We start from the raw sequence: 22,827 nt of genomic DNA, 5'->3' as shown, positions 1-22,827 counted from the left end.
CTGCCCAACTGAAAACCCAAGTAGGGCGCGTCGGTGACCGGCAGCGTGATGACGATGGCCTGCTCGGGTGTCAGGTCGTAATGCCCGACCGACGAGTACTGCGTGGCCAGGCCGCCTGGGGTGAGCCGCGGCGCGGTGAGGGTGTTGACCGGCAGATCGTCGTAGAACCATTTGGGGAACTGCAGCCAGGTCTTCACGCGTTGGACGAGCTGCTTTCCCGCCACCGCATAGCGCTTCTCGATGAGCTCCCTGGTCAATGCGGGCGGCGCGGTGCCGTCGGTGTCGGTGCGAGCGATCGCGAAGGTGCCGCGCTGTGCGGACCAGTCGTTGTAGACCTCGCGAATGACGAGCTGAGACGGACTGGCGGGGGTGAACCGCCACTCGAAGGTGCCGTCCTCGGCGATGTCGAGCCTGCGATCGTCGAAGGCCGTCTCGCTGTCGGGCACGTTGTCGTCGGTGTACTCACCGCCGAGCAGCTGGAAGCTCACGTCGGTAGTGGTGCCGCGGCGGCCGGTCACCACGTACTCGTGACCGGGCTGGACGCGGGTGCCGAAGTACATCGTGTCGGGGTTGTCGAGGCCCATCTTGGTGAACGGCCCCGTGCCACTGTGCAGGAACGGGTGCTCGCGGTCGTAGTCGAACGCAACGTGCGTGCAGGCCGCGACGCAGCCTGCGAGGTACTGCAACCCCTCGAGTAGATCGGCCTCTGTTTCGATGAACGGCGCTGCGGCGACCAGACTTTCGGCCTCGGCGATGGCGTCGATCAACGTCTGGGAGTACACGCGGTCGGCCGCCTTCCCTTGGAGAGCTCGGTCCAATATTGGACCGAGCTGGTAGAGTTACGTTCTGAGACTAGAACGCGTTCTAGTTTCAGTCAACGTGCCGGGAGGTGCCGCATGGCGGAGAGGGCGTCGCCCCCGACCGAACGCGTGGTCGCCATCCTCGACTTCCTGGCCCGCCACCCGCACGATCGCTTCGGGCTTTCCGAACTGGCCCGCCGCGTCGACCTCAGCAAGCCGACCTGCCTTGGCATCCTGACGACCCTCACGGACTGCCGCTACCTGGTGCGCGACGGCCAGAACAAGACCTATCGCCTAGGGCCAGGGCTGATCTCGCTCGGCCACGTCGCGCAGGAGTCGATGCGGGTCGATCCCGCCGCGCGCGAGGAGTTGCATCGCTTGTCGGAGGCCTACGACACGACGGTCGCGTTGTCCGGGGTGATCGACGATCGCATCACCCTGCTCGAACTCGTCGGCCCACCGGGCACGGACGTGGGAGTGCGGGTGGGCCAGAGTTATCCGTTCGCGCCACCCGTCGGGCTCATGTTCGTGCTGTGGGACGACGCCGCGTTGCGCGCCTGGCTTGCGAAGGAGCCGACGATCCCGCTGCGCACCGGCACCGACCGCCTCGATCGCGTGATCGCCGAATGCCGAGCCTCGGGATACCTCGTCGAACGGCTGACCCCGGGAGGCCGTCGGCTCTACGCCCTGATGGCAGGCATGTCGAGCACGCTTCCGCAGGAGCTGCGGGCCCTGCTCGGCGAAATGATCGCCGACGTCGGCGAACGGGTCTACCTCAGAAGCGAGAGAACGACCGAGGGTCGGCGCCGCGGTGCCAAGTCGGAGATCAGCGTCATCTCCGCCCCCGTGTTCGATCACCACCGACGCCAGGCGATGGTGGTGTCCCTACAGGTCGGCCGGTCGCTCACCGACTCCGAAATCGACCGACGGGCAAGGGATCTACTGGCGACGGCCGCGGCCATCACCGCACGGCTTGGCGGGACGGCAGGCTAGCCCCCGTCACGGCGCGGCCGTCGAGGCCCGAACCACCAGGTCGGGGTCGAACACCACGTGCCGCCGCCGCAGTGGGTCACCGGACACGGCCGCGAGCAGGAGTTCGGCGGCCATCGCGCCCATCTCGTAGTGCGGACGGCGCACCGACGTCAGCGGTACCGAGAGCTGTTTGGCGAAGGGCACGTCGTCGTAACCGACCAGCGAGATGTCGTCGGGGACCCGGACACCGAACTGCAGCAGCGCCTGCAGTACGCCGAAGGCGATGAGGTCGATGGCCGCGACCACCGCGGTGGGACGCTCCGACGCGGGCAGGTGCGCCAGCCGGGTTCCGACGACGCGTCCGCCGTCGACGCTCAACTCCGTCGGCATCACCTCGAAGTCGCCGCCCGCTGCCGTCACCGCCGAGCGCAGTCCGGTCATGCGGTCGTGCACGGGTGTGGCGGTCGAATCGTCACCGACGAACGCGATGCGCCGGTGTCCGAGATCGACGAGGTGCTGCCCGGCCAAACGCCCTCCCGCGACGTCGTCGACCCCCACGGAGATGTTGCCGTGCCCGGTCTCCAGCCGGTCGATGACGACCGCGGGCATGCCGCCAGCCCGGATGTCGTGCGCGCCCTCGTCGAACTCGTCGTGCGGCACGACGATCACCCCTGCCACTCGGGCCTCGGCGTAGACCCGCAGGTAGGACCGTTCCCGTTCGAGGTCACGCGCGCTGTTCGCGATCAGCACGTTCCACCCGCGCTCGATGGCGTAGTCCTCGACGCCGCGGGCGAGGTGGATGAATCCGGGATTGTCGGTGTCGAGCAGAAGCATTCCGATGGTTTGCGAGTGGCCCGTGCGAAGGTGCCGGGCGGCCTCGTGCCGGACGTAGCCGAGGTCGGCGATGGCCCGCTCCACCGCCTCGCGCTTGGGTGGACTGACCCATTCCGGATGGTTCAAGAAGTTCGACACCGTCCCCTGCGACACCCCGGCGCGAGTGGCGACGTCCTTCGTCGTCGCCCGCCTCGGCTTGTCGCGATTCACTGTGTTCACCTCTCAACACGCTGGAATATGTGACCCTTGACACGATTCAACGGCGGATCCTACTCTCGCCAACTAGCAGTTGACACGATTCAAAATCGTCGAGACACCATCGGTCGCAAGACGCAAAGGAGCGGGCCCATGACTTCGATACCAATGACTTCCAGCCGAGCAAGAATCTCCAGCCGAGCGCGCGTGGGTGCCATCGCCGCAAGCCTGTTGATCGCAGCGTCGATGACGGCCTGCAGCAGCGACTCCGGCTCGGGCGGTTCCGGGGGCTCGGGCGGCGGAGGCGGTGGCACCGTCGCCTTCCTGATGCCGGACACCGGCTCGACCCGCTACGAGCTTCACGACCGGCCCGGCTTCGAGAAGCGCCTCGCGGAGCTGTGCGCCGACTGCAAGCCGCTCTACAACAATGCCGACGGCAGCGCCGACAAGCAGCAGCAGCAGTTCAACTCGGCCGTCGCGCAGGGCGCAAAGGTCATCGTGCTCGACCCCGTCGACTCGGCGGCCGCCGCGTCGCTGGTCAACTCCGCCAAGGGCCAGGGCGTCAAGGTCATCGCCTATGACCGACCGATCCCCGACACCAAGGTGGACTACTACGTGTCATTCGACAACGAGGACATCGGCAAGCAGATCGGGCAGTCACTGATCGACAAGGTCAAGAGCGCCCCAGTGCCCCCTGACGCCGGCATCCTGATCGTCAACGGCTCGCCAACCGACGCCGCTGCCGGGCTGATCAAGAAGGGCGTGCACTCGGCCGTCGACAACAGCGGCGTCCCGGTGCTCGGCGAGTACGACACCATCGAATGGAAGCCCGAGAACGCCCAGAAGTGGGTGGCTGGACAGATCGCCCAGTTCGGACCGCGCATCGTCGGCATCGTGGCCGCCAACGACGGCACCGCAGGCGGCGCGATCGCCGCGCTCAAGGCCGCAGGCATCAACCCGGTGCCGCCGGTCAGCGGCAACGACGCAACGGTCGCCGGACTGCAGCTGATCATCGCGGGCGACCAGTACAACACGATCAGCAAGCCCAGCGAGATCGTCGGCGGCGCCGCGGCCGACGTGGCGAGCCAGCTGCTGAAGGGCGAGACACCCGAGGCCAAGACCACCATCTTCGACTCCCCTGCCGAGCTCTTCACGCCGACGCTGGTGACCCAGGAGAACCTCAAGGCCGAGATCATCGACAAGAACATCACGCCGGCCTCCGAACTGTGCACGGCCGAGTACGCGGCGGCGTGCGCGCGGCTGGGTCTCACGTGACGGTGACGGACACCGCCACCAGTACGAGCCTGCTGAGCCTGCGGGGCGTCAACAAGTCCTTCGGTGCGGTGAACGCCCTCACCGACATCGAACTCGACGTCGCCGCTGGGGAAGTCGTCGCACTCGTCGGCGACAACGGTGCGGGCAAGTCCACGCTCGTCAAGGTCCTGGCGGGGGTGCACCAGCCCGACTCGGGCATGGTCACCTTCGCCGGTGAACCCGTCGCCATCACCGACCCGAGCGCGGCGATCCAACTCGGCATCGCCACCGTCTTTCAGGACCTCGCACTGTGCGAAAACCTCGACGTCGTCGACAACCTCTTCCTCGGCCGCGAACTGACGCCGTGGCGGCTGGATGAGACGGCGATGGAGGTGCAGGCCTGGAAACTGTTGCAGCAGTTGTCGGCTCGCATTCCCACGGTGCGAATTCCGGTGGCCTCGCTGTCGGGCGGGCAGCGCCAGACCGTGGCCATCGCGCGGTCGCTGCTCGGCCAGCCGAAGGTGATCGTGCTCGACGAGCCGACTGCGGCACTGGGGGTGGCCCAGACCGCGGAGGTGCTCGACCTGATCGAGCGGCTCAAGGACCGTGGGCTCGGTGTCGTGATGATCAGCCACAACATGGAGGACGTCCGTGCGGTGGCCGACCGCATCGTCGTGCTCCGCCTCGGTCGCAACAACGGCGAGTTCGACGCCAAGACCGTCACCACGCAAGACCTGGTTGCCGCCATCACCGGCGCATCCGACAACGCGGTCACGCGTCGCCGGGACCGCGCGGGCGCCGAGGGTGACGGCGGAACGGAGGCCCCGTGACCGTCACCCAACCGCCGACCCCACCCCCGTCCGCGCTCGACCGCGCCGACGAAAGACTCAGTCAGGACGATGGTTTCGCCGGCGCGCTGCGCTCGTTCTGGCGCAGCGTCAAGGCTGGCGACGTCGGCGTGCTGCCGGTGGTCATCGGACTACTCGTCATCTGCACGATCTTCCAGTCGCTCAACCCGATCTTCCTGTCGAGCGCGAATCTGGTGAACCTGACCCTGGATTCGTGCGCGGTGGGGATCATCTCGCTTGGCATCGTGTGCGTGTTGCTGGTCGGTGAGATCGATCTGTCGGTCGGATCGGTCAGCGGGCTGTCGGGGGCGATCGTCGGCGTGCTGTCCGTCAGACACGGCTGGAACTGGATGCTGGCGGTGGTCCTCGCCTGCGCCGTCGCGCTCCTGATCGGCTTGATCTACGGCATCGCGCTGACGAGATTCGGCATGCCGAGCTTCGTGGCGTCGCTGTCCGGCCTGCTCGCGTTCCTCGGCCTTCAGCTCGCGATCCTCGGTGACCAGGGCTCGGTCAACCTCCCGTTCGACTCGGCGCTGGTGCAGTTCGCCCAGGTGGCTTTCGTGCCTGCCTGGCTGTCCTACACGCTGGCCGTCATCGCCGGGGCGGGGCTCTTCGTCAGTGGCTTCGAGCGACGCCAACGTCGCAAGAAGGCCAATCTGTCCGTGGGGTCGTTGAACTTCCTGGTGCTGCGGTCGGTGGCGCTCGTCGCGGGACTCGGCATCTTCGCCTGGTACCTCAACCAGGAGCGCGGTGTGGGCTGGATGGTCGTGCTGTTCGTCGCGCTGGTGCTGGTGCTCAACTACGCCTTCACCCGGACCAAGTGGGGCCGCAGCCTGCGTGCGGTCGGCGGCAACGAGGAGGCCACCCGCCGGTCCGGCATCAACGTGGGCAGGATCTACCTCACGGCGTTCGCGGTCTGCTCGTTTCTGGCCTGTGTCGGCGGCATCCTGGCTGCGGCCCGGTTGGCGTCGGCGAACCTGTCCAGCGGTACCGGCGACGTGAACCTCAACGCGATCGCCGCGGCGGTGATCGGCGGCACCAGCCTGTTCGGCGGTCGAGGCAGTGCGTTCTCGGCGCTGCTCGGCACACTGGTCATCGCGGCGATCGCGAGCGGGCTGACGCTGCTGAACCTGGACTCGTCGTACCGCTTCATCATCACCGGGCTCGTCCTCGCGGTGGCCGTCGCCATCGACTCGGTGGCCCGCAAGTCGCGTGCAAGCCACGGGCGGGCTTGATTACCAACACATCTCGACCCTAGGAGACCAACCGTGTCCAACCGTGCAGCGGTGATGACCGAGCTCGAACACATTGAGATCCAACAACTCCCGGAACCCGAGCCGGGCCCCAAGGAGGCGGTGGTCCGCGTCCACGCCGTCGGCGTCTGCGGCTCCGACACCGCCTACTTCAAGATCGGACGCATCGGCGACTACATCGTCGACGGCCCGATCGTGCTGGGCCACGAGGTCTCCGGCGAGGTGGCGAAGGTCGGCAGCGAGGTGACCAACGTGTCCGTCGGGGACCGCGTCGCGATCGAACCGGGCACCCCGTGCCGCGACTGCAAGGAATGCAAGGCCGGGCGCTATCACCTGTGTCCCGATCTGGTATTCCTCGCGACTCCGCCGTATGACGGGGCGCTGATGGAACTGATGGCGATCGACGCCCGCAACCTGTACCCCATTCCACCGGAGATGTCGTACGAGGAAGGCGCACTGCTGGAGCCGCTGTCCGTCGGCATCTGGGGTTGCAAGCGGGCCAATCTGACCGCCGGTGACGACGTCCTCGTCACCGGCGCCGGGCCCGTCGGGCTGCTCGCGGCCGCCACTGCCCGCGCCTTCGGGGCGGGGTCCGTCACCGTCAGCGATCCTTCCGACTTCCGCCGTGGGCTCGCGGCGAAGATGGGCTTCGCGACGGAAGCGCCCGACGATGCCGCCGATCGCACGTTCAACGTGCTGCTCGAGTGCTCGGGCGCGCCCGGCGCACTGGCCTCCGGCATGGCCAGACTGGCACCAGCCGGACGCGCGGCGATGATCGGGATGCCCAAGCAGGAGGTTGCCCTGCCCTTGGCGGCGCTCAACCCCAACGAGGTCACGCTGAGCCTGGTCAATCGCTACAACGACACCTGGCCGCTGGCGATCGAGCTGGTGTCATCGGGCCGGATCGACGTCAGTGAGCTTGTCACGCACCACTTTCCGCTCGCCGAATCCGCTGATGCGCTGACCCTGGCCAGCCGTGTGCAGGATTCGATCAAGGCGGTGATCCACCCACAGCAGTGACCGCGGTCAGACGTCGGCGAGCACCGCGAGCGCGTCGGTGGGCGCGACCTGCAGTCCGCACCGATCCTTGAACGCGGTCAGCGGCGCCTGGATCGCGCGAAGCTCGTCGGCCTGGTCCGGGTGATCGCTGAAGTAGCCGTCGAACTGTCCGACGGCGACGAACGCCGGTTGGCGTGCGGCATCGATCAACGCCTGGTTCACGTCGGGGTGGGCGGCGAAGTACACGTTCAGGTCGGCGGTCACCGAGCTGATGGTGCTCGCCAGGCCCGCCGCGTTGCAGTCGTCGGCAGCGGCAGCCGCCGGGGTGGGCTCGACGGACGCGGTGGGATCGGTGGGCTCCGTGGGTTCGGCGGCGGCCACCGGCAGGCTGACCACGGCACCCGCCGCTGCAGCGACCATCAGGCCGAAGACGCTCCGCCGAAGAGTCCGGTTCATGTATCCACTCCTAGCCTCTGGCCGCACCCGGTGGTGCAAGCCACTGCCCGGAATGTCGCCCACGACGAGCGACGTGTTACCGGTGGGACCGATCAGCTGGTTCCCGCCAGGGCGAATGGGAGCACGTCGGGCGCGCCCGCCTGCCGCACGACGCGGGCGGCCATCGTCAGGGTCCATCCGGTGTCGGTCATGTCATCGACGAGCAACACCGGTCCGCCCGCCGCCGCGATGGCATCGGGATCCGGCGGCAACCAGGAACCGTTCAACGCGGCCACGCGATACGCGGAGTTCGCGGCCGTCACGGGTCGGCGCCCCGGGGCGTACTGGAGCGTGCCAAGGTCGGTCAGCCGACCGAGCCGGGCGAGTGCGCGAGCCAATGAGGAGATCAACTGGGGGTGGCCGTCGGAGTCCAACGCCATGACCGCGGTGGGCCGCTGCACCCAGTCCCAGGAGGCCAGCACCTTCACCGCAGCCTGGACGACGTCGTCGGACACCTCGCCGTCGGGCTCGTCGAGCAGGCGGCGCAACCGGGCGCCCCAACCCAGATCGGTCAGCCTGCCGATCACCCGTCCCGGCGCAGGTCCGTCGCCAATCTTTCCGCTGAGCTGCACGCCGAGCTTGGCCAGGCCAGATGGCCACTGCTTGCGCGCGGTGATCTCCACCCCTGGGCGCATCAGCCGCTGACGGGTGTCCTCCGCCGAGGACGCGTCGACGTCGGCGTCGTAGCGTGAGCCAGTGCAGTTGTCGCAGCGGCCGCAGCGCTCGTCGTCGGCGAGTTCGGGATCGTCGAGTTGGCCACGCAGGAAGGCCATCCGGCACCCATCGGTCACCAGGTAGTCGAGCATGGCCTGCTGTTCGCGCTTGCGGGCCTCGTCGAGCTTGCGGTAGCGCGCCTCGTCGTACTCCCATGGCTCCCCGGTGGCCACCCAACCGCCCTTGACCCGGCGCACGGCGCCGTCCACGTCGAGAACCTTGAGCACCATCTCGAGCCGGGTCCTGCCGAGGTCGACGAGTGGCTCCAACGCAGGGGTGGACTGCGGACGGTCCCGCTCGAGCGCGTCGATGACGTTGCGCACCATGACCTCCGACGGGAAGGCCACCGACGAGAAGTACCGCCAGACGTCCTGGTCCTCGCGGCCGGGCAGCAAGACGACCTCGGCGCTGGCCGTCGATCGGCCCGCACGTCCGACCTGCTGGTAGTACGCGATGGGCGAGGACGGCGCACCGAGATGCACGACGAAGCCGAGGTCGGGCTTGTCGAACCCCATGCCCAGCGCCGAGGTGGCGATCAGGGCCTTGACCCGGTTGGCCAGCAGGTCCGCCTCGAGAGTCTCTCGCTCCGTGGTCTCGGTAGCGCCGGTGTAGGCGGCGACGGCGTGTCCCCGCTCGCGCAGCAGCGCTGCGACGTCGTGCGCCTGAGCGACGGTCAGGGTGTACACGATGCCCGACCCGGGTAACGAATCGATGTGTGCCGCAAGCCAGGCCGCGCGCTGTGCGGGGTTGCCCGCCTGCACCACCGACAGCCGCAACGACTCGCGGTCCAGACCGCCGCGCAGCACCAACGTGTCCTTGCCTCCCACGCCCAGCTGGCTGGCGACGTCGGCCACCACCCGGTCGTTGGCCGTGGCCGTTGTCGCCAGCACCGGGACGTCGGAGCCCAGCTCGGCGATCAACGTACGAATGCGCCGGTAGTCCGGCCGGAAGTCGTGCCCCCAGTCCGACACGCAATGTGCCTCGTCGACCACCACCAACCCGGCGTCCTGCGCCAGCGCGGGCAGGACCTGATCGCGAAAGTCGGGATTGTTCAGCCGTTCCGGGCTGACCAGGAGGACGTCGAGGTCACCGCGGCGGACCCGGTCGTGGACTTCGGCCCAGTCGGCCACGTTGCTCGAGTTGATGGTGGCCGCGTGCACACCCGCCCTGTCGGCCGCCTGCACCTGATTGCGCATCAACGCCAACAGCGGCGAGACGATGACGGTGGGTCCGTGCCCGCCGGCCCTGAGCAGCTTGGCCGCGATGAAGTACACCGCCGACTTGCCCCAGCCGGTGCGCTGCACCACCAGCGCCCGACGGCGCTGAACCACCAATGCCTCGATGGCCGTCCACTGATCGTCACGCAGGACCGCCTCGGAGCCTGCCAGCTGTTCGAGGATGGTCTGGGCCTGGTCGCGGGTCGCGATCATGGGCGAGCGAAGCGACGGGGGGATGTCATGGGCGAGCGAAGCGACGGGGGGATGTCATTACTCCATCGTGCCCGTACGGTCCGACGGCGCGAACGCTGCGTCCGGTCAGAGACTCAGGCAGCTCCGCAATGCCGCGGTCAGGTCGTTGGCCCGGTGATCGCGCACCCCACCAATCAGATTGTTCACGTATCCGAAGCCGGTGCCGCTCTCGGCGTCGGCGAACCCGAGGCTGCCGCTGGCGCCGTCGTGGCCGAACGACGTGTCCGACAGCAACGGCCGGTACGGGATGCCATTGACCAGGAACCCGCTGGAGAACCGAACCCCCGGCGGCGTGAGCGCGACGCGCCAGCCCTCCCCGGCCGATCGCAGTTTGGCCGCGTCGGCCATCGACGCGTCGGTCAGCAGCGGCGCGCCCTTCACCGGCGACACCGCGGCGGCGTAGATGGTCGCCAGCGCTCGAGCGTCGACGATGGCATTGGCGGCTGGGATCTGGGCGGCGCGAACCGCGGGAGTATTGAAATCGCCTGCGCAACCGTCGATCATCGAGAACGGAAACGCCGAGCCCATCGTGACGGCGCGCACTGCGGCAGACTTGCCGCTGGCCCGGAGGACCTTGGGCATGGCGCGAAAGCCGATGCGCATCAACCGCGAGCGAGATGCGTGCATCCTGGCTACCCGGTGTTCCTGCTCTGCGGGAAGCCCGATCCAAGCGTTCACCCCGAGGCCGTCGACCAGGTAGTCGGCCACCACCTCGCCGGGCATCATCCCGGTGGCGCGGTGCAGGATCTCACCGGCGAGCCATCCGAAAGTCAAAGCATGATAGGCAAATTCGGTGCCGGGTTGCCAGAGTGGTCGCTGCCGTTCGATGGCACGAATTACCGGACCCCAGGCCAACACGTCGTCGAGGGACAGGTCGGCGTCCAGCGCCATCAGGCCCGCGCGGTGGGCAAGCACGTCGCGAATCACGATGTCCTGCTTGCCGTTCGCGGCAAACTCCGGCCATATCGTCGCGACGGGAGCGTCGAAGTCGAGCAGACCACGTTGTTGAGCCACGTAGCAGCAGAGTGCCATCAGCCCCTTCGAGATCGAGAACCCGAGCGTGATGGTGTCGTCGGTCCACGGCCTGCCGGTCGTGGCGTCGGCGAGGCCGCCGCGGAGGTCGACGACCAGTCGTCCGCCGTGATAGACGGCGCACGCCGCACCGATCTCGGTTCCTCGGCGGAAGTTCTGGACGAAGGCGTCGGCAACTGGCCCGAAGCCTTCGTCGGCGAATCCCGGGAAGGCGTCGGTGGACGAGGTCATGCCCCCATCCTGCCTTTCGAGCACGACCCCATCAGCCTCGGCGCAGGCGCTGGTGGAGTCGAGCGGCGCAGCGGGTCAGGTGGTCGCGTTCGGCGAGGTTGGTTGCGACCGCGGCGGCCTCGACGTAAAGCCTTGCCGCGGTATCGAAGTCGCCGCTCTGCTCCTTGAGGAAGGCCGCTGTCGCGGCGTAGCGGGGCAACCCGGGGTCGACGTCGGCGAGCGCGGCGAGCCCGGCCCGGGCACCGTCGGCCTGACCGATCGCGACGGCGCGGTTGAGTCGGACGATCGGGCTGTCGGTGAGCGCCAGCAATTCGTCGTACCACTCGACGATCTGCACCCAATCCGTCTCCTCGACGGTGTGGGCGTCCGCGTGCAGAGCCGCGATCGCGGCCTGGGCCTGATAGGTGCCGAGCGTGTCGCGGGCCAACGCTTCCTGCAGGACGTCGACCCCCTCGGCGATCATGACGCTGTTCCATCGGCTGCGGTCCTGCTCGGCGAGCGGGACCAGGCTGCCGTCCGCGCGGATGCGGGCATCGCGTCGGGAGTGATGCAGCAGCATCAGCGCGAGTAGCCCGCTGACCTCGGTGTCGTCGGTGACGGCGGCCAGTTGCCTGGTGAGCCGAATCGCCTCGGCGGCGAGGTCGACGTCGCCGGAGTAGCCCTCGTTGAAGACCAGGTACAGCGTGGTGAGGACCGGGGCGAGCGAAGCGACGGGAAATGACCCCGGGGCGAGCGAAGCGACGGGAAATGACCCCGGGGCGAGCGAAGCGACGGGACATGACCCCGGGGCGAGCGCGCCGTGCCGATCGAGGCGGACGCCTGAGATGGTCTTCTTGGCCCGACTGATGCGCTGGGCCATGGTCGGTTCGGGAATGAGGTAGGCCGCGGCGATCTGTCGGGTGGTCAGCCCACCCACCGCGCGCAGGGTGAGGGCGACGGCCGATGCAGGCGACAGCGAGGGGTGGGCGCACAGGAAGTACAGCTGCAGCGTGTCGTCGGCGCTCTCGGACGGGCCTGGCTCCGGGGTGGCGAGCAGTCGATCCTCGCGGCCACGCCGGGCCGCGTCCGACCGGGCGAAGTCGATGAACTTGCGCCACGCCACGGTGACGAGCCAGCCCAATGGATCGTTCGGCGGATCGCCATCCCAACTTTCGAGCGCTGCCATCAGCGCCTCCTGGACGGCGTCCTCGGCCGTCGCGAAGTCAGCTCCGCGACGGACGAGGACGCCCAAGACGGCCGGGATCAGCTCCCGCAGCTCGGGGTGCACGGCTCACTCGGTCACGGTCGGTGGCGCCGAGAAGAACGGCCGCAGCTCCAACCACTCGTAGATCGGCTGACCGCCCTTGCCGGGGGCGGCCGACAGCTCACCGGCGAGTTCGACGGCTCGCTCGTAGGTGTCCACGTCGATGATCATCCACCCTGCGATCAGGTCCTTGGTCTCCGCGAACGGTCCGTCGGTGACCGGCGGGCGACCGGGACCGTCGTATCGGACGAACGTGCCGTCGGGGGACAGCGCCTGCTCGCCGACGAACTCGCCGGACTCTTCGAGTTTCGCCGCGAAGTCGCGCATGTACTTCACGTGGGCGTCGATCTCGTCGGGCGTCCACTGATCCATCGGGATACCTGCGGCGTTCCAGTCTGCGCCGGGTGCGTCGACGTCCGCGGGGCCGCCCGAGCGGCGGTAGTGCTTGAGCATCAGGTACTTGGCCATGGTGTCTCCCTCGGGGTGGTGCGGCCCATTCTGGCCGCGCTCACCCCTGGGACGGAGCCGAGGGCCGATTCTCGACACGCAGGCGTCGGGGAACCCAGGGATCTGAAAACAGCTCATCGCGGTCTGCGAATCGTCCCCAATTTCGCGCAGGGGCGGAGTACCGTCAATTTTCCAGACGAACGGCTCGGTGCAGTTTTGGCAAATCCGAGCTCATTTGATCAGTCCCATTCAAATGGGACGTGATGCCCGGGGGGGAATCTTGGCTACTGCACTCACTTCTCAAGGCCGCGTCATCGACGAGCGCCCGACTCGGTTCGGACGCCTCCGCGAATCGACTGAGCACGCGCACGACGGCGCCGTGTTGCGCGAGCGCCTGAAGGAGGATGGATATGTCCTCCTTCGCGACGTTCTCGACAAGGAAATCCTGTTGTCCGTTCAGCAGGTGGTCGCCGAGGAATTGCACCGGCTCGACGCGATCGATCCCGACGGGGACCGTTCCGCATGTCTCTTTCCAGCTCGACGCGGACTTTCCCTGTACCGGGTGGCCAGCGACGTCAGCCAGGCAGAACGCCACACGTTGACGCACCAGCCCGCTCTCTGCGCGATCTTCGGCAGCATCTTCGGGGAGGAGGCGAGGCCCCTCGATTACACCTGGCCGCGCATCGCAGGCCCTGGTTGCGGCGAACAACCGCATTCCGATTGGGTTTACATGTGCCGCGGAACGTCGCGCTTGTACACGGCTTGGATCCCCTTGATGGATCTCCCACTCTCCTACGGGCCGCTGATGGTCCTCGAGGATTCACACCGCGACAACCCACACACTCGCCGTTATCTTCAGATGGACGCCGACAAGCTCGGCTATTTCGACGCCCCGCGCCTGAAGCACGGCGCTCTCGTACACGGCGGGCGCTACAGCCGTCGCCCCGACCGTGTCTGCCTAGAGTTCGGAACACGCTGGCTCAGCACCGATTACAGGCTCGGCGACGTGATGATCTTCGATCCGCGGAACGTGCACGCGACGCTCGACAACCACAGCAGCGGATTCCGATTGTCGATCGACGTGCGCTACCAGCCGGCGAACGACCCGGTCGATCCGCGCTTCGTGGGCCAACATCCGATCGGCCACGGCGCGCGCGGAGCGACGATCTTCGACCACGCTAAACGTGCGGTCAACGCGGTACGGCGGCAGATTTCTCGACAACCGGCCCCGGGCACCGGCTAAGCGGGCGCCGCGGCGTCCTGCTCGCGCTTGATCTCCAGGGCGATGTCGATGAGTTGATCCTCCTGGCCACCGATCAGCTTGCGCTGCCCGGCCCGGTGCAGCAGCTGGTGGGCGGGCACGCCGTAGCGCTCGGACTGGCGGATGGCGTGCTTGAGGAAGCTGGAGTACACCCCGGAGTAGCCCATGATCAGCGCGTTGCGATCCAGCAGGCACTCCTGCGGCATCGCGGGGGCAACGACTTCTTCGGCAGCGTCGGCGATGTCGAAGAAGTCGATGCCGGTCTTGACCCCGATCTTGTCGAACACGCCGATCAGCGCCTCGACCGGAGCGTTGCCCGCGCCTGCGCCGAACCGACGGCAGGACCCGTCGATCTGCTTGGCGCCGGCGCGCACCGCCTCCACCGAGTTGGCGACACCGAGGCCGAGGTTCTCGTGGCCGTGGAACCCCACCTGCGCATCCGACCCCAATTCGGCCACCAGCGCGGCAACCCGGTCGGCCACCCCGTCCAGGACCAGGGCACCAGCCGAATCCACGACGTACACGCACTGACATCCGGCGTCGGCCATGATGCGGGCCTGGGCGGCCAGCTTCTCCGGGCTGATGGTGTGGCTCATCATCAGGAAGCCCACGGTCTCCAACCCGAGCTCGCGAGCCAGCCCGAAGTGCTGGATCGACACGTCGGCCTCGGTGCAGTGGGTGGCGATCCGGCAGATCGAGCCGCCGTTGTTCTGCGCCTCCTTGATGTCCTCCTTGGTGCCCACTCCGGGCAGCATGAGGAAGGCGATCTTGGCGTCCTTCGCCGTCTCGGCCGCGAGCTTGATCAGTTCCTGCTCAGGAGTTTTCGAGAACCCGTAGTTGAACGACGACCCACCCAGGCCGTCGCCGTGGGTGACTTCGATGACCGGCACGCCCGCGGCGTCGAGCGCCGCGACGATCGAGCCGACCTCGTCGAGGGTGAACTGGTGCCGCTTGTGATGGCTCCCGTCGCGCAGCGACGTGTCCGTCATGCGGACGTCCCAGATCGGGTTGAAGTAGATGCCGTCGGTGCTCATGCGTGGCCTCCGGTTGTCGCGGCGAGGACTTCCTTGGCGATCTCTTCGCCGACCTTGGTGGCCGCCGCGGTCATGATGTCCAGGTTTCCCGCGTAGGGCGGCAGGTAATCGCCCGCGCCCTCCACTTCCACGAAGGTGGTGACGAGGTGGTGGCCGCCGTTGTACACCGTCGGCTCGTCGAACTGCGGCTCGTTGAGCAGTCGGTAGCCGGGCACGTAGGTCTGCACCTCGGCCACGACGTCCTTGATCGACTGCGTGATCGCGGCGTGGTCGGCGTCCTCCGGGATCGCGCAGAAGATGGTGTCGCGCATGATCATCGGCGGATCGGCCGGGTTGAGGATGATGATCGCCTTGCCCCGCTTGGCGCCGCCGATCACCTCCACCCCGGCGCTCGTGGTCTTGGTGAACTCGTCGATGTTGGCCCGCGTGCCCGGCCCCGCCGACGCCGACGACACCGACGCCACGATCTCCGCGTACGGCACGTCGACGACACGGGACACGGCGTACACCATCGGGATCGTGGCCTGCCCACCACAGGTCACCATGTTCACGTTCGGCGCATCCAGATGCTCGCGCAGATTGGCAGGCGGGATCACCCCAGGACCGACCGCCGCAGGCGTCAGGTCCACAGCACGAATCCCCGCCTCGGCGTAGCGCGGCGCAGCGTCACGGTGCACGTAGGCACTCGTCGCCTCGAACACCAGATCCGGCTTCTCATCCAAGCCGAGCAGCCAATCCACCCCCTCGTGGCTGGTCTCCAGCCCCAGCTTGCGGGCACGGGCCAGACCCTCACTCTCCGGATCGATGCCGATCATCCACCGCGGCTCCAACCACTCCGAGCGCAGCAACTTGTACAACAAATCCGTACTGATGTTCCCGGACCCGACGATGGCCACGGATGCCTTGAAAGACAAAACAACTCCTCCTACTCGAACGACAGGTGGACCGATCCCAGCCCAGCGAAGTCGGCGACGAAGTCGTCACCGGGACGTGCGTCGATGGCCCGGGTGCAGGACCCTGGCAGGACGATGTCGCCTGCCTTCAACCGCACCCCGAAGTCGTCGACCTTGCGAGCCAGCCAGGCGACAGCCGTCACGGGGTTGCCGAGAACGGCATCGCTACGCCCCTCCGCGACGACCTCGCCATTGCGGGTGAGCACCGCGTCGATGTTGCGGATGTCGACGTCCTTCGGTGAAACGCGGGCCTTGCCCAGAACCCAGCCCGCCGACGACGCATTGTCGGCGATCGTGTCGCACAACTTGATCTTCCAGTCGGTGATTCTGGTGTCGATCAGCTCGATCGAGGGAGCGAACGCGGCCGTCGCCGCGAGCACGTCGTCCTCGGTGCAGCCCGCGCCCGGCAGGTCGTCGGCGAGGACGAAGCCCACCTCGACCTCGACGCGGGGATACAGGAAACGGCCCGCCTTGACCGGAACGTCCTCGAAGACCTCCATGTCGTCGAGGAGATGCCCGTAGTCGGGCTCGCCGACGTTCATCATCTTCTGCATGGCCTCCGACGACAGGCCGACCTTGTGGCCGATGACGCGGGCTCCCTCGGCCACGCGCTGCCGGATGTTGATCAGCTGGATCTCGTAGGCATCGACGACGTCCATGCCTGGCACGCCGTCCGTCAACGGCTTCATCGGCACCTTGCTGCGCTCTGCCTGGGCCAGTTCGGCGGCGAGCTCGTCGCGCACTTCTTCGGACAACATCGGTGAAGTCCCCTCGTTTCGTCGACCGGCGCAGTTGTGGGCTCGCCGGGCAATTCTATAACGTGTTCTACATGACTCAACAGGAGTACGACGTCGTCGTGGTCGGAAGCGGCGCCGCCGGCATGGTGGCCGCACTCACCGCTGCCCACCAGGGACTCTCGACAGTAGTCGTTGAGAAGGCTCCGCACTATGGAGGTTCGACCGCACGTTCGGGCGGTGGCGTCTGGATTCCGAACAACGAGATCCTCAAGCGCGACGGGGTCAAGGACACCCCCGAGGCCGCGCGCACCTATCTCCACACGATCATCGGTGACGCCGTTCCAGCGGAGAAGATCGACACCTATCTCGACCGCGGACCCGAGATGCTGTCGTTCGTGTTGAAGAACTCGCCGCTCAAGCTCTGCTGGGTCCCCGGCTACTCCGACTACTACCCGGAGGCCGCGGGCGGCAAGCCGACCGGACGATCCGTCGAACCCAAGCCGTTCGACGCCCGCAAGCTCGGCACCGACGAGAAGGGGCTCGAACCCCCGTACGGCAAGGTGCCGCTGAACGTCGTCGTGATGCAGCAGGACTACGTCCGACTCAACATGCTCAAGCGCCATCCCCGGGGGGTGCTGCGCAGCCTCAAGATCGGCGCGCGCACCATGCTGGCCAAGGCGACGGGGAAGAACCTCGTCGGCATGGGTCGCGCGCTGATCGCCCCGCTGCGGATCGGGCTTCAGAAGGCAGGCGTTCCAGTCCAATTGAACACCGCACTCACCGACCTGTTCGTCGAGGACGGCGTGGTCCGCGGGATCTACGTCCGAGACACCAACCAGCCGGAGAGTGCCGAGCCCACGCTGATCCGGGCCCGCCGTGGCGTCATTCTCGGTAGTGGTGGATTCGAGCGCAACGAACAAATGCGGGTCAAGTACCAGCGCGCCCCAATCAGCACCGAGTGGACCGTTGGTGCCGTGGCAAACACTGGCGACGGCATCTTGGCGGCCGAGAAGCTGGGCGCAGCACTGGAACTGATGGAGGACGCGTGGTGGGGACCGACGGTGCCGCTGGTCGGCGCACCGTGGTTCGCGTTGTCCGAGCGCAATTCTCCCGGTTCGATCATCGTCAACACCAGCGGCAAGCGGTTCATGAACGAGTCGATGCCGTACGTCGAAGCGTGCCACCGGATGTACGGCGGTGAGCACGGCCAGGGCGCAGGCCCCGGCGAGAACGTGCCCGCCTGGTTGGTGTTCGACCAGCAGTACCGCGACCGCTACATCTTCGCCGGTCTGCAACCGGGGCAACGGATTCCGAAGAAGTGGCTGGAATCCGGCGTGGTGATCAAGGCCGACTCGCTCGCCGAACTCGCCGAGAGGACGGGCCTGCCACTCGACGAGTTCACGGCGACCGTCGAACGATTCAACGGCTTCGCCCGTTCGGGTGTCGACGAGGACTTCAAGCGCGGCGAGAGCGCGTACGACCGCTACTACGGCGATCCGACCAACAAGCCCAATCCGAACCTCGGCGAGATCAGCCACGGTCCGTACTACGCCGCCAAGATGGTGCCGGGCGATCTGGGCACCAAGGGTGGCGTGCGCACCGACGTGCACGGCAGGGCGCTGCGCGACGACGGCTCGATCATCGACGGTCTGTACGCGGCGGGCAATGCCAGTTCGCCGGTGATGGGGCACACCTACCCGGGCCCTGGCGGGACGATTGGCCCGGCGATGACCTTCGGCTACCTGGCGGCACTGCACCTCGCCAGCGAGACCGGGACTGCCTGACGTGCCGATCGATGTCGAAGCGGCGCTCGGCGCCGAGCTCGATCCAGTCGAGTTCTCTTGGGGCAGTAGCGATGTGCAGCTCTATCACCTAGCCCTCGGCGCGGGGTCCGACCCGATGGATGAGCGCGAGCTGCGCTACCTGATCGACGAGACTCCCCAGGTGCTTCCCACGTTCGGCAGCGTGGCGCAGAGCTTCCACATGACCGAGGCGCCGTCGGTGAAGTTCCCCGGCATCGATATCGAACTCTCCAGAGTGTTGCATGCGAGCGAGTCCGTCTCGGTGCCCGCGCCGATCCCGCCGTCGGGCACCGGCCTGGCGGTCACGCGGTTCACCGACATCTGGGACAAGGGCAAGGCGGCAGTCATCTGGTCGGAGACGACGGTCACCACGCCAGAGGGCGGACCGTTGTGGACCCAGAAGCGGTCGATCTTCGCCCGTGGCGAGGGTGGGTTCGGTGGCGAGCGAGGACCCTCGACGGCCAACGAACCACCGGATCGTGCACCGGATTTCGAGCTGTCGATCAGCACGCTGCCACAGCAGGCCCTGCTGTATCGACTGTGCGGCGACCGCAACCCTCTGCACTCGGACCCCGAATTCGCCGCTGCGGCGGGATTTCCCAAGCCGATCCTGCACGGACTATGCACGTACGGCATCGGCTGCAAGGCGCTCGTCGATGCGTTCTTCGACGGTGATGTAGCGCGCGTCGGCTCCTACGGCGTACGTTTCGCGGGCGTGCTGTATCCCGGCGAGACGTTGAAGGCGAACGTGTGGAAGAACGACGGCAAGCTAGTGGCCGTCCTCACCGCTCCAAGTCGGGACGACGCCGTCGTGCTTTCCGGCGTGGAGCTGACCCCGGCCTGAACCAGGCGACTGGCCGGTGAAGCCGAGCGGGCAGCGTCGTACTCGCTACATCCTGCGGGACAGGTCGTCGTCCCGAGGGGGGCGCTGCGGAGGTTCAACGGGAATCGGGCCTGCCGCGCTGCCCTGTCCCTGCCCGGGCCCGGCGACGTCGATCGGCGGCCGTTCGTGGCGCGCATCCCTGGCGTCCCGCTCGTCACGCTCGGCCTCCTCGGTCCCCCGAGCGTCAGTGGCGTCGTCACGCTGGGGTGGCGGGGATTGCGGAACACTCCCGCCGGGCTGCCCCTGGGCACCCTGACCTGAGCCGCCCTGGGTGCCCGCGGGCGACGCACCCGCATTCGACGAGCCGCCACTCTGGGATCCCGACCCCTGAGCCGCCTGCATCGCCTGCTGGATCATCTGGCCGAACGTGCCGGACCCGCCGCCTGCACCACCCGCAGCGCTGCCCGCCTGCTGGGCCATCTGGCCAACCTGCCCCAGCATGCTCGACATCTGTCCCACGGATTGCTGGCCGGAATCGTCGGCGTTCTGGTAAGCCGACTCCGCGGCGCCGAGCTTCCCGGAGAACATGGTCTCCTTCGCCTGCAGCGCAGCAACACTGGCCGTGAGCGGCGCGGTCAACGTGGGGAGCACCGCCGAGATCGTCATGCTCATCGCGTCCTCACCGGGGGGCAGCATGGGAATCTCCGGCAGCTCCACCGACGCGGCGTTCCAGTTCAGGTTCGACGGCTTGTCCAGCGGAAGCGGGTTACCCATTCTCGTCACCAGTCGTCATCGAGGTCGTCCTCACCAAGGTCGTACTCCAGCGGCGCGGGCGCCGCCAACGACGACGTCGTGCCACCGCTGTCCCCGCGGCCACCCATCATGCCCATGCCGCCCATGCCTGCTCCGCCCGCGTTCACCGGCGCGACCCCGCCGACGGCGGTGCCGGCCGCCCCTACCGGCTCGACCGCGACATTGGTGCCGACCAGGTTGGCCATCAAGGGCGACTGCGCGGAGATGCCGCCAGAGCCAGGCAGGGACGCGGCCCGGACCATCCCGCCCCCGCCGCCTGCACCGGCACCACCTGCCAACGGATGGTTGGAAAAGGACGAGAACGGCGACAGGGACGAAGCGCCGTCGGAGCCGCCCTTGCCGCCCATGGACATCAGCTGCTGCAGCGGCTGGGCGAGCTGTTGCACCTGCTGCATCAGCTGTTGCGGCGCCTGGGTCACCATCCCGCCGATCTGCTGGGGTAGCTGCATCGCCATCTGGCCCATCTGACTGAGCATCTGCATGGCTTGATCGGATCCCTTGCCTGCGGCCTGGCCCGCCTCCGACGTCCCGGGAGGTGCACCCGGATTCGGGATGCTGGGCGGCACTCCAAGCCCACCAGCCAGCTCGGCCGAGTTGGCGTTCACGTAGGCGATGTTCTGTGAGAGCCCCATCTTGACGCGGCTCTGAACGAGCTCCTGAGTATTGCTGAACGGCATGGCCGCGATGGCCTGGCACTCCTGCTGCGTCTCGACGGCAGTGGCGTTGACCAGCGCCTTCGTCTTGGCGACCGTCACCTCCATGGCGCGCAGCTTGAGGGCGATCGCAGCGGCCTGTGCCGCATGGGCCTCGTGTCCGGCGATGATGGTGGTGGCCTCCCCCGTGGCGGCCAGCGACCCGCCGCCCTGCCAGTTCTCCGACAGGGCCATCAGCTGGCTCTGCTGCAGCGGCACCACCGAACCGGTCAGCTTCGCCGCTAGGGCCTCGTACTGGGCGGCGGACGCAGCAAGCTGCTCCTCGTCGACGTTCGGCCAGCCGGGACCCGTGACGGTCTGTGAACCGAACGGGCTGCTGTCGGGCGGCACACCCATGACACGGCTCCCCTTCCGCGCGCTTTTGCTACGTGGATCGAGATTACCGCCGCGCGCAGGGGCGTCAGTGCACTAGCTGAGGAACGGCTTGACGCTGCCATGGGTTGGGCCATGGGTTGGGGCATGGGGTCGGGGCGTGGGGTCGGGGCGTGGGTTGGGGCTGGTTCAGCCCCCCTACTCCGCGCCGCCCTCGCTGCTGCCGCCGCCTGGGGAGTCTTCCCCTCCACCGCCGGTCTCGCCGCCCCCTTCGGCAGGGTCGGGAGCGGACGTCGATGGCGGTGCAGGTTCGGTCGCGGAGGGGCTGGTCGGCGGCGACGGGTCAGTGCTCTGTTGCGCCGCCGTCTCCCCCGGCTCGAACTTGTTCCCCGAGTTGATGTCGTCGAGCGACGTCTGGGGAGTGCCGGTCGGCTCATCCGGTGTGACCGACGGCGGTGGCGGAGGAGGTGGAGGGGGCGGCGGCGGTGGAGGCGGTGGTGGTGGCGGTGGAGGCGGCAGTTCCTCGATGCTCGGTGCCAGCACGAAGGTGGGGACGAACATCCGCGCCTGCGGTGGCGGCGGCGGCGGCGGCGGTGGAGGAAGTAGTTCTTCAATGCTCGGCACCAACGCGAAGGTGGTCACGAACATGCGGGACAGTGCGCGGAACTCGGACACCAGATTCACTGGCCCACCCGCGGGCATCGGCGATGCCGCAGGGTTCCCGATTCGCTCGTCGCCGACGGGCGTCGTCACCGCGTACGCCGGCTTTCCGCTCACATTGACCACGTGGACCCGATCAGACGTGCCGGGCACCGTGGTCACTTCGACCTTGTCGAGCTCGGTCTCGACGCCGGACACATCGGACTTTCCGACGAAGACATCGTCGAGAAGCTTGCTCAACTCCGCGAGATCGGGGTGCTGCATCAGTTGCCACAAGGCAAAGTCCGGTAATTCTAGCAACGTTTCGATCTTGGCCCTCAGCGCTGGCTGATCCACCACGTCGGACCGGTTCAGCAGCAACAACAACGCTTGCAGCTTCGACCTGAGCGGTACCTCGCTCGCGGCAACCGATCGGCCCGAATCCCATACCGCTCCATGCCCATTGGCCGTCGGACTGTTGGTAGTCGGTGCCGACATCGAGATGGCTTCGACGTCGGCGTAGACAATGCGCGGCCCGTCGGCCACGTGGCCGCCCTGCTCGATCAGGTTGGCGGCCGAGGGCGCCGACGCCTGAGGCAGTGGAACGTAGACGTCAGAATCGACGAGTGACGGAAACCCGGCCCAAGCAGCCATGACCACGCAGGAGGCTGAACCGAGAGCCAGGAGCCCTCGACCGTCGGTGATGCGCACGCGGTCATACATCGGCCGTCCTCCTCGGTTCCGAGGCGGTGTGTCGAACGGACTCAAGAGGCCAGCACCCTCGACCCCGAGTCGTGCCTTTCACAGCAACGGCGTTGAACGACCTCATTGCACTTCGACTGCACATTGGCATCACCCCCAGCATCCCCCTAGATGCTCCCTCACGACAGGCTACGACTTTGCTAACACGGTAGTCAATAACCTGCTCTTCTGTTTTAGCGAAGACACGCAACG

Annotated in this window: 21 protein-coding genes; 8 read left to right on the top strand and 13 right to left on the bottom strand. The window is 67.6% G+C overall.

Annotated elements, in window-relative coordinates; all coding sequences use genetic code 11:
* Nucleotides 1-782: hypothetical protein (locus ABW137_RS12920; RefSeq protein ID WP_526400460.1), on the bottom strand; the 782-nt coding region annotated here is incomplete at its 3' end.
* A gap of 114 nt (nucleotides 783-896) precedes the next feature.
* Here ABW137_RS12920 and ABW137_RS12915 point away from each other — a divergent pair.
* The gene (locus ABW137_RS12915) at nucleotides 897-1,793 is read left to right on the top strand and encodes an IclR family transcriptional regulator (RefSeq protein WP_526400459.1); all 897 of its coding nucleotides are present in this window, start codon (nucleotides 897-899) and stop codon (nucleotides 1,791-1,793) included.
* 6 nt (nucleotides 1,794-1,799) lie between these two features.
* Here the strand turns inward: ABW137_RS12915 and ABW137_RS12910 are convergent, their stop codons facing one another.
* The gene (locus ABW137_RS12910) at nucleotides 1,800-2,816 is read right to left on the bottom strand and encodes a LacI family DNA-binding transcriptional regulator (RefSeq protein WP_526400457.1); all 1,017 of its coding nucleotides are present in this window, start codon (nucleotides 2,814-2,816) and stop codon (nucleotides 1,800-1,802) included.
* A gap of 138 nt (nucleotides 2,817-2,954) precedes the next feature.
* Between ABW137_RS12910 and ABW137_RS12905 the strand changes: the two genes are divergently transcribed.
* The 4 genes from ABW137_RS12905 to ABW137_RS12890 are packed head-to-tail and all read left to right on the top strand — an operon-like array spanning nucleotide 2,955 to nucleotide 7,176.
* Nucleotides 2,955-4,076, top strand: coding sequence for an ABC transporter substrate-binding protein (locus ABW137_RS12905; RefSeq protein WP_526400455.1), 1,122 nt, complete (start codon nucleotides 2,955-2,957; stop codon nucleotides 4,074-4,076).
* Nucleotides 4,073-4,885, top strand: a complete 813-nt coding sequence (locus ABW137_RS12900; protein ID WP_526400453.1) for an ATP-binding cassette domain-containing protein — start codon at nucleotides 4,073-4,075, stop codon at nucleotides 4,883-4,885. The genes ABW137_RS12905 and ABW137_RS12900 overlap by 4 nt, the downstream gene beginning before the upstream one ends.
* Nucleotides 4,882-6,138, top strand: a complete 1,257-nt coding sequence (locus ABW137_RS12895; RefSeq protein ID WP_526400451.1) for a sugar ABC transporter permease — start codon at nucleotides 4,882-4,884, stop codon at nucleotides 6,136-6,138. The genes ABW137_RS12900 and ABW137_RS12895 overlap by 4 nt, the downstream gene beginning before the upstream one ends.
* A 33-nt stretch (nucleotides 6,139-6,171) precedes the next feature.
* Nucleotides 6,172-7,176: an NAD(P)-dependent alcohol dehydrogenase gene (locus ABW137_RS12890; protein WP_526400449.1), complete on the top strand. Its 1,005-nt coding sequence runs from the start codon at nucleotides 6,172-6,174 to the stop codon at nucleotides 7,174-7,176.
* A 6-nt stretch (nucleotides 7,177-7,182) separates the two neighbouring features.
* Here ABW137_RS12890 and ABW137_RS12885 read toward each other — a convergent pair whose 3' ends face one another.
* The 5 genes from ABW137_RS12885 to ABW137_RS12865 all read right to left on the bottom strand — a co-directional run bounded on the left by ABW137_RS12885 (nucleotide 7,183) and on the right by ABW137_RS12865 (nucleotide 12,807).
* Complete coding sequence (locus ABW137_RS12885) at nucleotides 7,183-7,611, bottom strand: hemophore-related protein (protein ID WP_526400447.1); 429 nt, start codon at nucleotides 7,609-7,611, stop codon at nucleotides 7,183-7,185.
* A gap of 92 nt (nucleotides 7,612-7,703) precedes the next feature.
* Nucleotides 7,704-9,791, bottom strand: coding sequence for a RecQ family ATP-dependent DNA helicase (locus ABW137_RS12880; protein WP_526400462.1), 2,088 nt, complete (start codon nucleotides 9,789-9,791; stop codon nucleotides 7,704-7,706).
* 108 nt (nucleotides 9,792-9,899) lie between these two features.
* Nucleotides 9,900-11,096 (bottom strand): serine hydrolase domain-containing protein, encoded by a 1,197-nt coding sequence (locus tag ABW137_RS12875; RefSeq protein ID WP_526400445.1) that lies wholly within the window; start codon nucleotides 11,094-11,096, stop codon nucleotides 9,900-9,902.
* Between the two features lie 31 nt (nucleotides 11,097-11,127).
* Nucleotides 11,128-12,363, bottom strand: a complete 1,236-nt coding sequence (locus ABW137_RS12870) for an RNA polymerase sigma factor (protein WP_526400443.1) — start codon at nucleotides 12,361-12,363, stop codon at nucleotides 11,128-11,130.
* 3 nt (nucleotides 12,364-12,366) lie between these two features.
* The gene (locus ABW137_RS12865) at nucleotides 12,367-12,807 is read right to left on the bottom strand and encodes a YciI family protein (RefSeq protein ID WP_526400441.1); all 441 of its coding nucleotides are present in this window, start codon (nucleotides 12,805-12,807) and stop codon (nucleotides 12,367-12,369) included.
* A 358-nt stretch (nucleotides 12,808-13,165) separates the two neighbouring features.
* Here ABW137_RS12865 and ABW137_RS12860 point away from each other — a divergent pair, with 358 nt between their 5' ends.
* A complete protein-coding gene (locus ABW137_RS12860; RefSeq protein ID WP_526400440.1) occupies nucleotides 13,166-14,029 on the top strand; it encodes a phytanoyl-CoA dioxygenase family protein in 864 nt (287 codons plus the stop codon).
* On the opposite strand, the gene dmpG is transcribed toward ABW137_RS12860, so the two are convergent.
* The 3 genes from dmpG to ABW137_RS12845 are packed head-to-tail and all read right to left on the bottom strand — an operon-like array spanning nucleotide 14,026 to nucleotide 16,792.
* Nucleotides 14,026-15,081, bottom strand: a complete 1,056-nt coding sequence (dmpG, locus tag ABW137_RS12855; RefSeq protein ID WP_526400438.1) for a 4-hydroxy-2-oxovalerate aldolase — start codon at nucleotides 15,079-15,081, stop codon at nucleotides 14,026-14,028. The two genes, ABW137_RS12860 and dmpG, sit on opposite strands and share 4 nt — an antisense overlap.
* Nucleotides 15,078-15,995: an acetaldehyde dehydrogenase (acetylating) gene (locus ABW137_RS12850; protein WP_526400436.1), complete on the bottom strand. Its 918-nt coding sequence runs from the start codon at nucleotides 15,993-15,995 to the stop codon at nucleotides 15,078-15,080. The genes dmpG and ABW137_RS12850 overlap by 4 nt, the downstream gene beginning before the upstream one ends.
* A gap of 11 nt (nucleotides 15,996-16,006) precedes the next feature.
* The gene (locus ABW137_RS12845) at nucleotides 16,007-16,792 is read right to left on the bottom strand and encodes a 2-keto-4-pentenoate hydratase (RefSeq protein ID WP_526400434.1); all 786 of its coding nucleotides are present in this window, start codon (nucleotides 16,790-16,792) and stop codon (nucleotides 16,007-16,009) included.
* A gap of 71 nt (nucleotides 16,793-16,863) precedes the next feature.
* On the opposite strand from ABW137_RS12845, the gene kstD reads away from it, so the two are divergent.
* Together kstD and chsH3 are read left to right on the top strand one after the other, a co-directional pair.
* Nucleotides 16,864-18,555: a 3-oxosteroid 1-dehydrogenase gene (gene kstD, locus ABW137_RS12840; RefSeq protein ID WP_526400432.1), complete on the top strand. Its 1,692-nt coding sequence runs from the start codon at nucleotides 16,864-16,866 to the stop codon at nucleotides 18,553-18,555.
* Between the two features lies 1 nt (nucleotide 18,556).
* Nucleotides 18,557-19,417, top strand: coding sequence for an enoyl-CoA hydratase ChsH3 (gene chsH3 / locus ABW137_RS12835; RefSeq protein ID WP_526400430.1), 861 nt, complete (start codon nucleotides 18,557-18,559; stop codon nucleotides 19,415-19,417).
* A 45-nt stretch (nucleotides 19,418-19,462) separates the two neighbouring features.
* Here the strand turns inward: chsH3 and ABW137_RS12830 are convergent, their stop codons facing one another.
* The 3 genes from ABW137_RS12830 to ABW137_RS12820 form a co-directional block, all read right to left on the bottom strand.
* A complete protein-coding gene (locus ABW137_RS12830) occupies nucleotides 19,463-20,170 on the bottom strand; it encodes a hypothetical protein (RefSeq protein ID WP_526400428.1) in 708 nt (235 codons plus the stop codon).
* A 5-nt stretch (nucleotides 20,171-20,175) separates the two neighbouring features.
* Complete coding sequence (locus tag ABW137_RS12825; RefSeq protein ID WP_526400427.1) at nucleotides 20,176-21,258, bottom strand: hypothetical protein; 1,083 nt, start codon at nucleotides 21,256-21,258, stop codon at nucleotides 20,176-20,178.
* 174 nt (nucleotides 21,259-21,432) lie between these two features.
* Nucleotides 21,433-22,596, bottom strand: a complete 1,164-nt coding sequence (locus ABW137_RS12820) for a hypothetical protein (RefSeq protein WP_526400425.1) — start codon at nucleotides 22,594-22,596, stop codon at nucleotides 21,433-21,435.
* Nucleotides 22,597-22,827 lie beyond the last annotated feature (231 nt).

The sequence above is a fragment of the Mycobacterium sp. genome (assembly GCF_040509115.1).
Lineage (GTDB): Bacteria > Actinomycetota > Actinomycetes > Mycobacteriales > Mycobacteriaceae > Mycobacterium.
This window is presented reverse-complemented; position numbering and strand designations above follow the sequence as displayed.

Bases quoted from the DNA above. Each gene is read 5' to 3' on its own strand.
- ABW137_RS12820 (WP_526400425.1), bottom strand. From the start codon at position 22,596: ATGTATGACCGCGTGCGCATCACCGACGGTCGAGGGCTCCTGGCTCTC.
- ABW137_RS12865 (WP_526400441.1), bottom strand. From the start codon at position 12,807: ATGGCCAAGTACCTGATGCTCAAGCACTACCGCCGCTCGGGCGGCCCC.
- ABW137_RS12905 (WP_526400455.1), top strand. From the start codon at position 2,955: ATGACTTCGATACCAATGACTTCCAGCCGAGCAAGAATCTCCAGCCGA.
- ABW137_RS12830 (WP_526400428.1), bottom strand. From the start codon at position 20,170: ATGGGTAACCCGCTTCCGCTGGACAAGCCGTCGAACCTGAACTGGAAC.
- ABW137_RS12915 (WP_526400459.1), top strand. From the start codon at position 897: ATGGCGGAGAGGGCGTCGCCCCCGACCGAACGCGTGGTCGCCATCCTC.
- ABW137_RS12825 (WP_526400427.1), bottom strand. From the start codon at position 21,258: ATGGGTGTGCCGCCCGACAGCAGCCCGTTCGGTTCACAGACCGTCACG.
- kstD (WP_526400432.1), top strand. From the start codon at position 16,864: ATGACTCAACAGGAGTACGACGTCGTCGTGGTCGGAAGCGGCGCCGCC.
- ABW137_RS12885 (WP_526400447.1), bottom strand. From the start codon at position 7,611: ATGAACCGGACTCTTCGGCGGAGCGTCTTCGGCCTGATGGTCGCTGCA.
- ABW137_RS12875 (WP_526400445.1), bottom strand. From the start codon at position 11,096: ATGACCTCGTCCACCGACGCCTTCCCGGGATTCGCCGACGAAGGCTTC.
- ABW137_RS12845 (WP_526400434.1), bottom strand. From the start codon at position 16,792: ATGTTGTCCGAAGAAGTGCGCGACGAGCTCGCCGCCGAACTGGCCCAG.
- dmpG (WP_526400438.1), bottom strand. From the start codon at position 15,081: ATGAGCACCGACGGCATCTACTTCAACCCGATCTGGGACGTCCGCATG.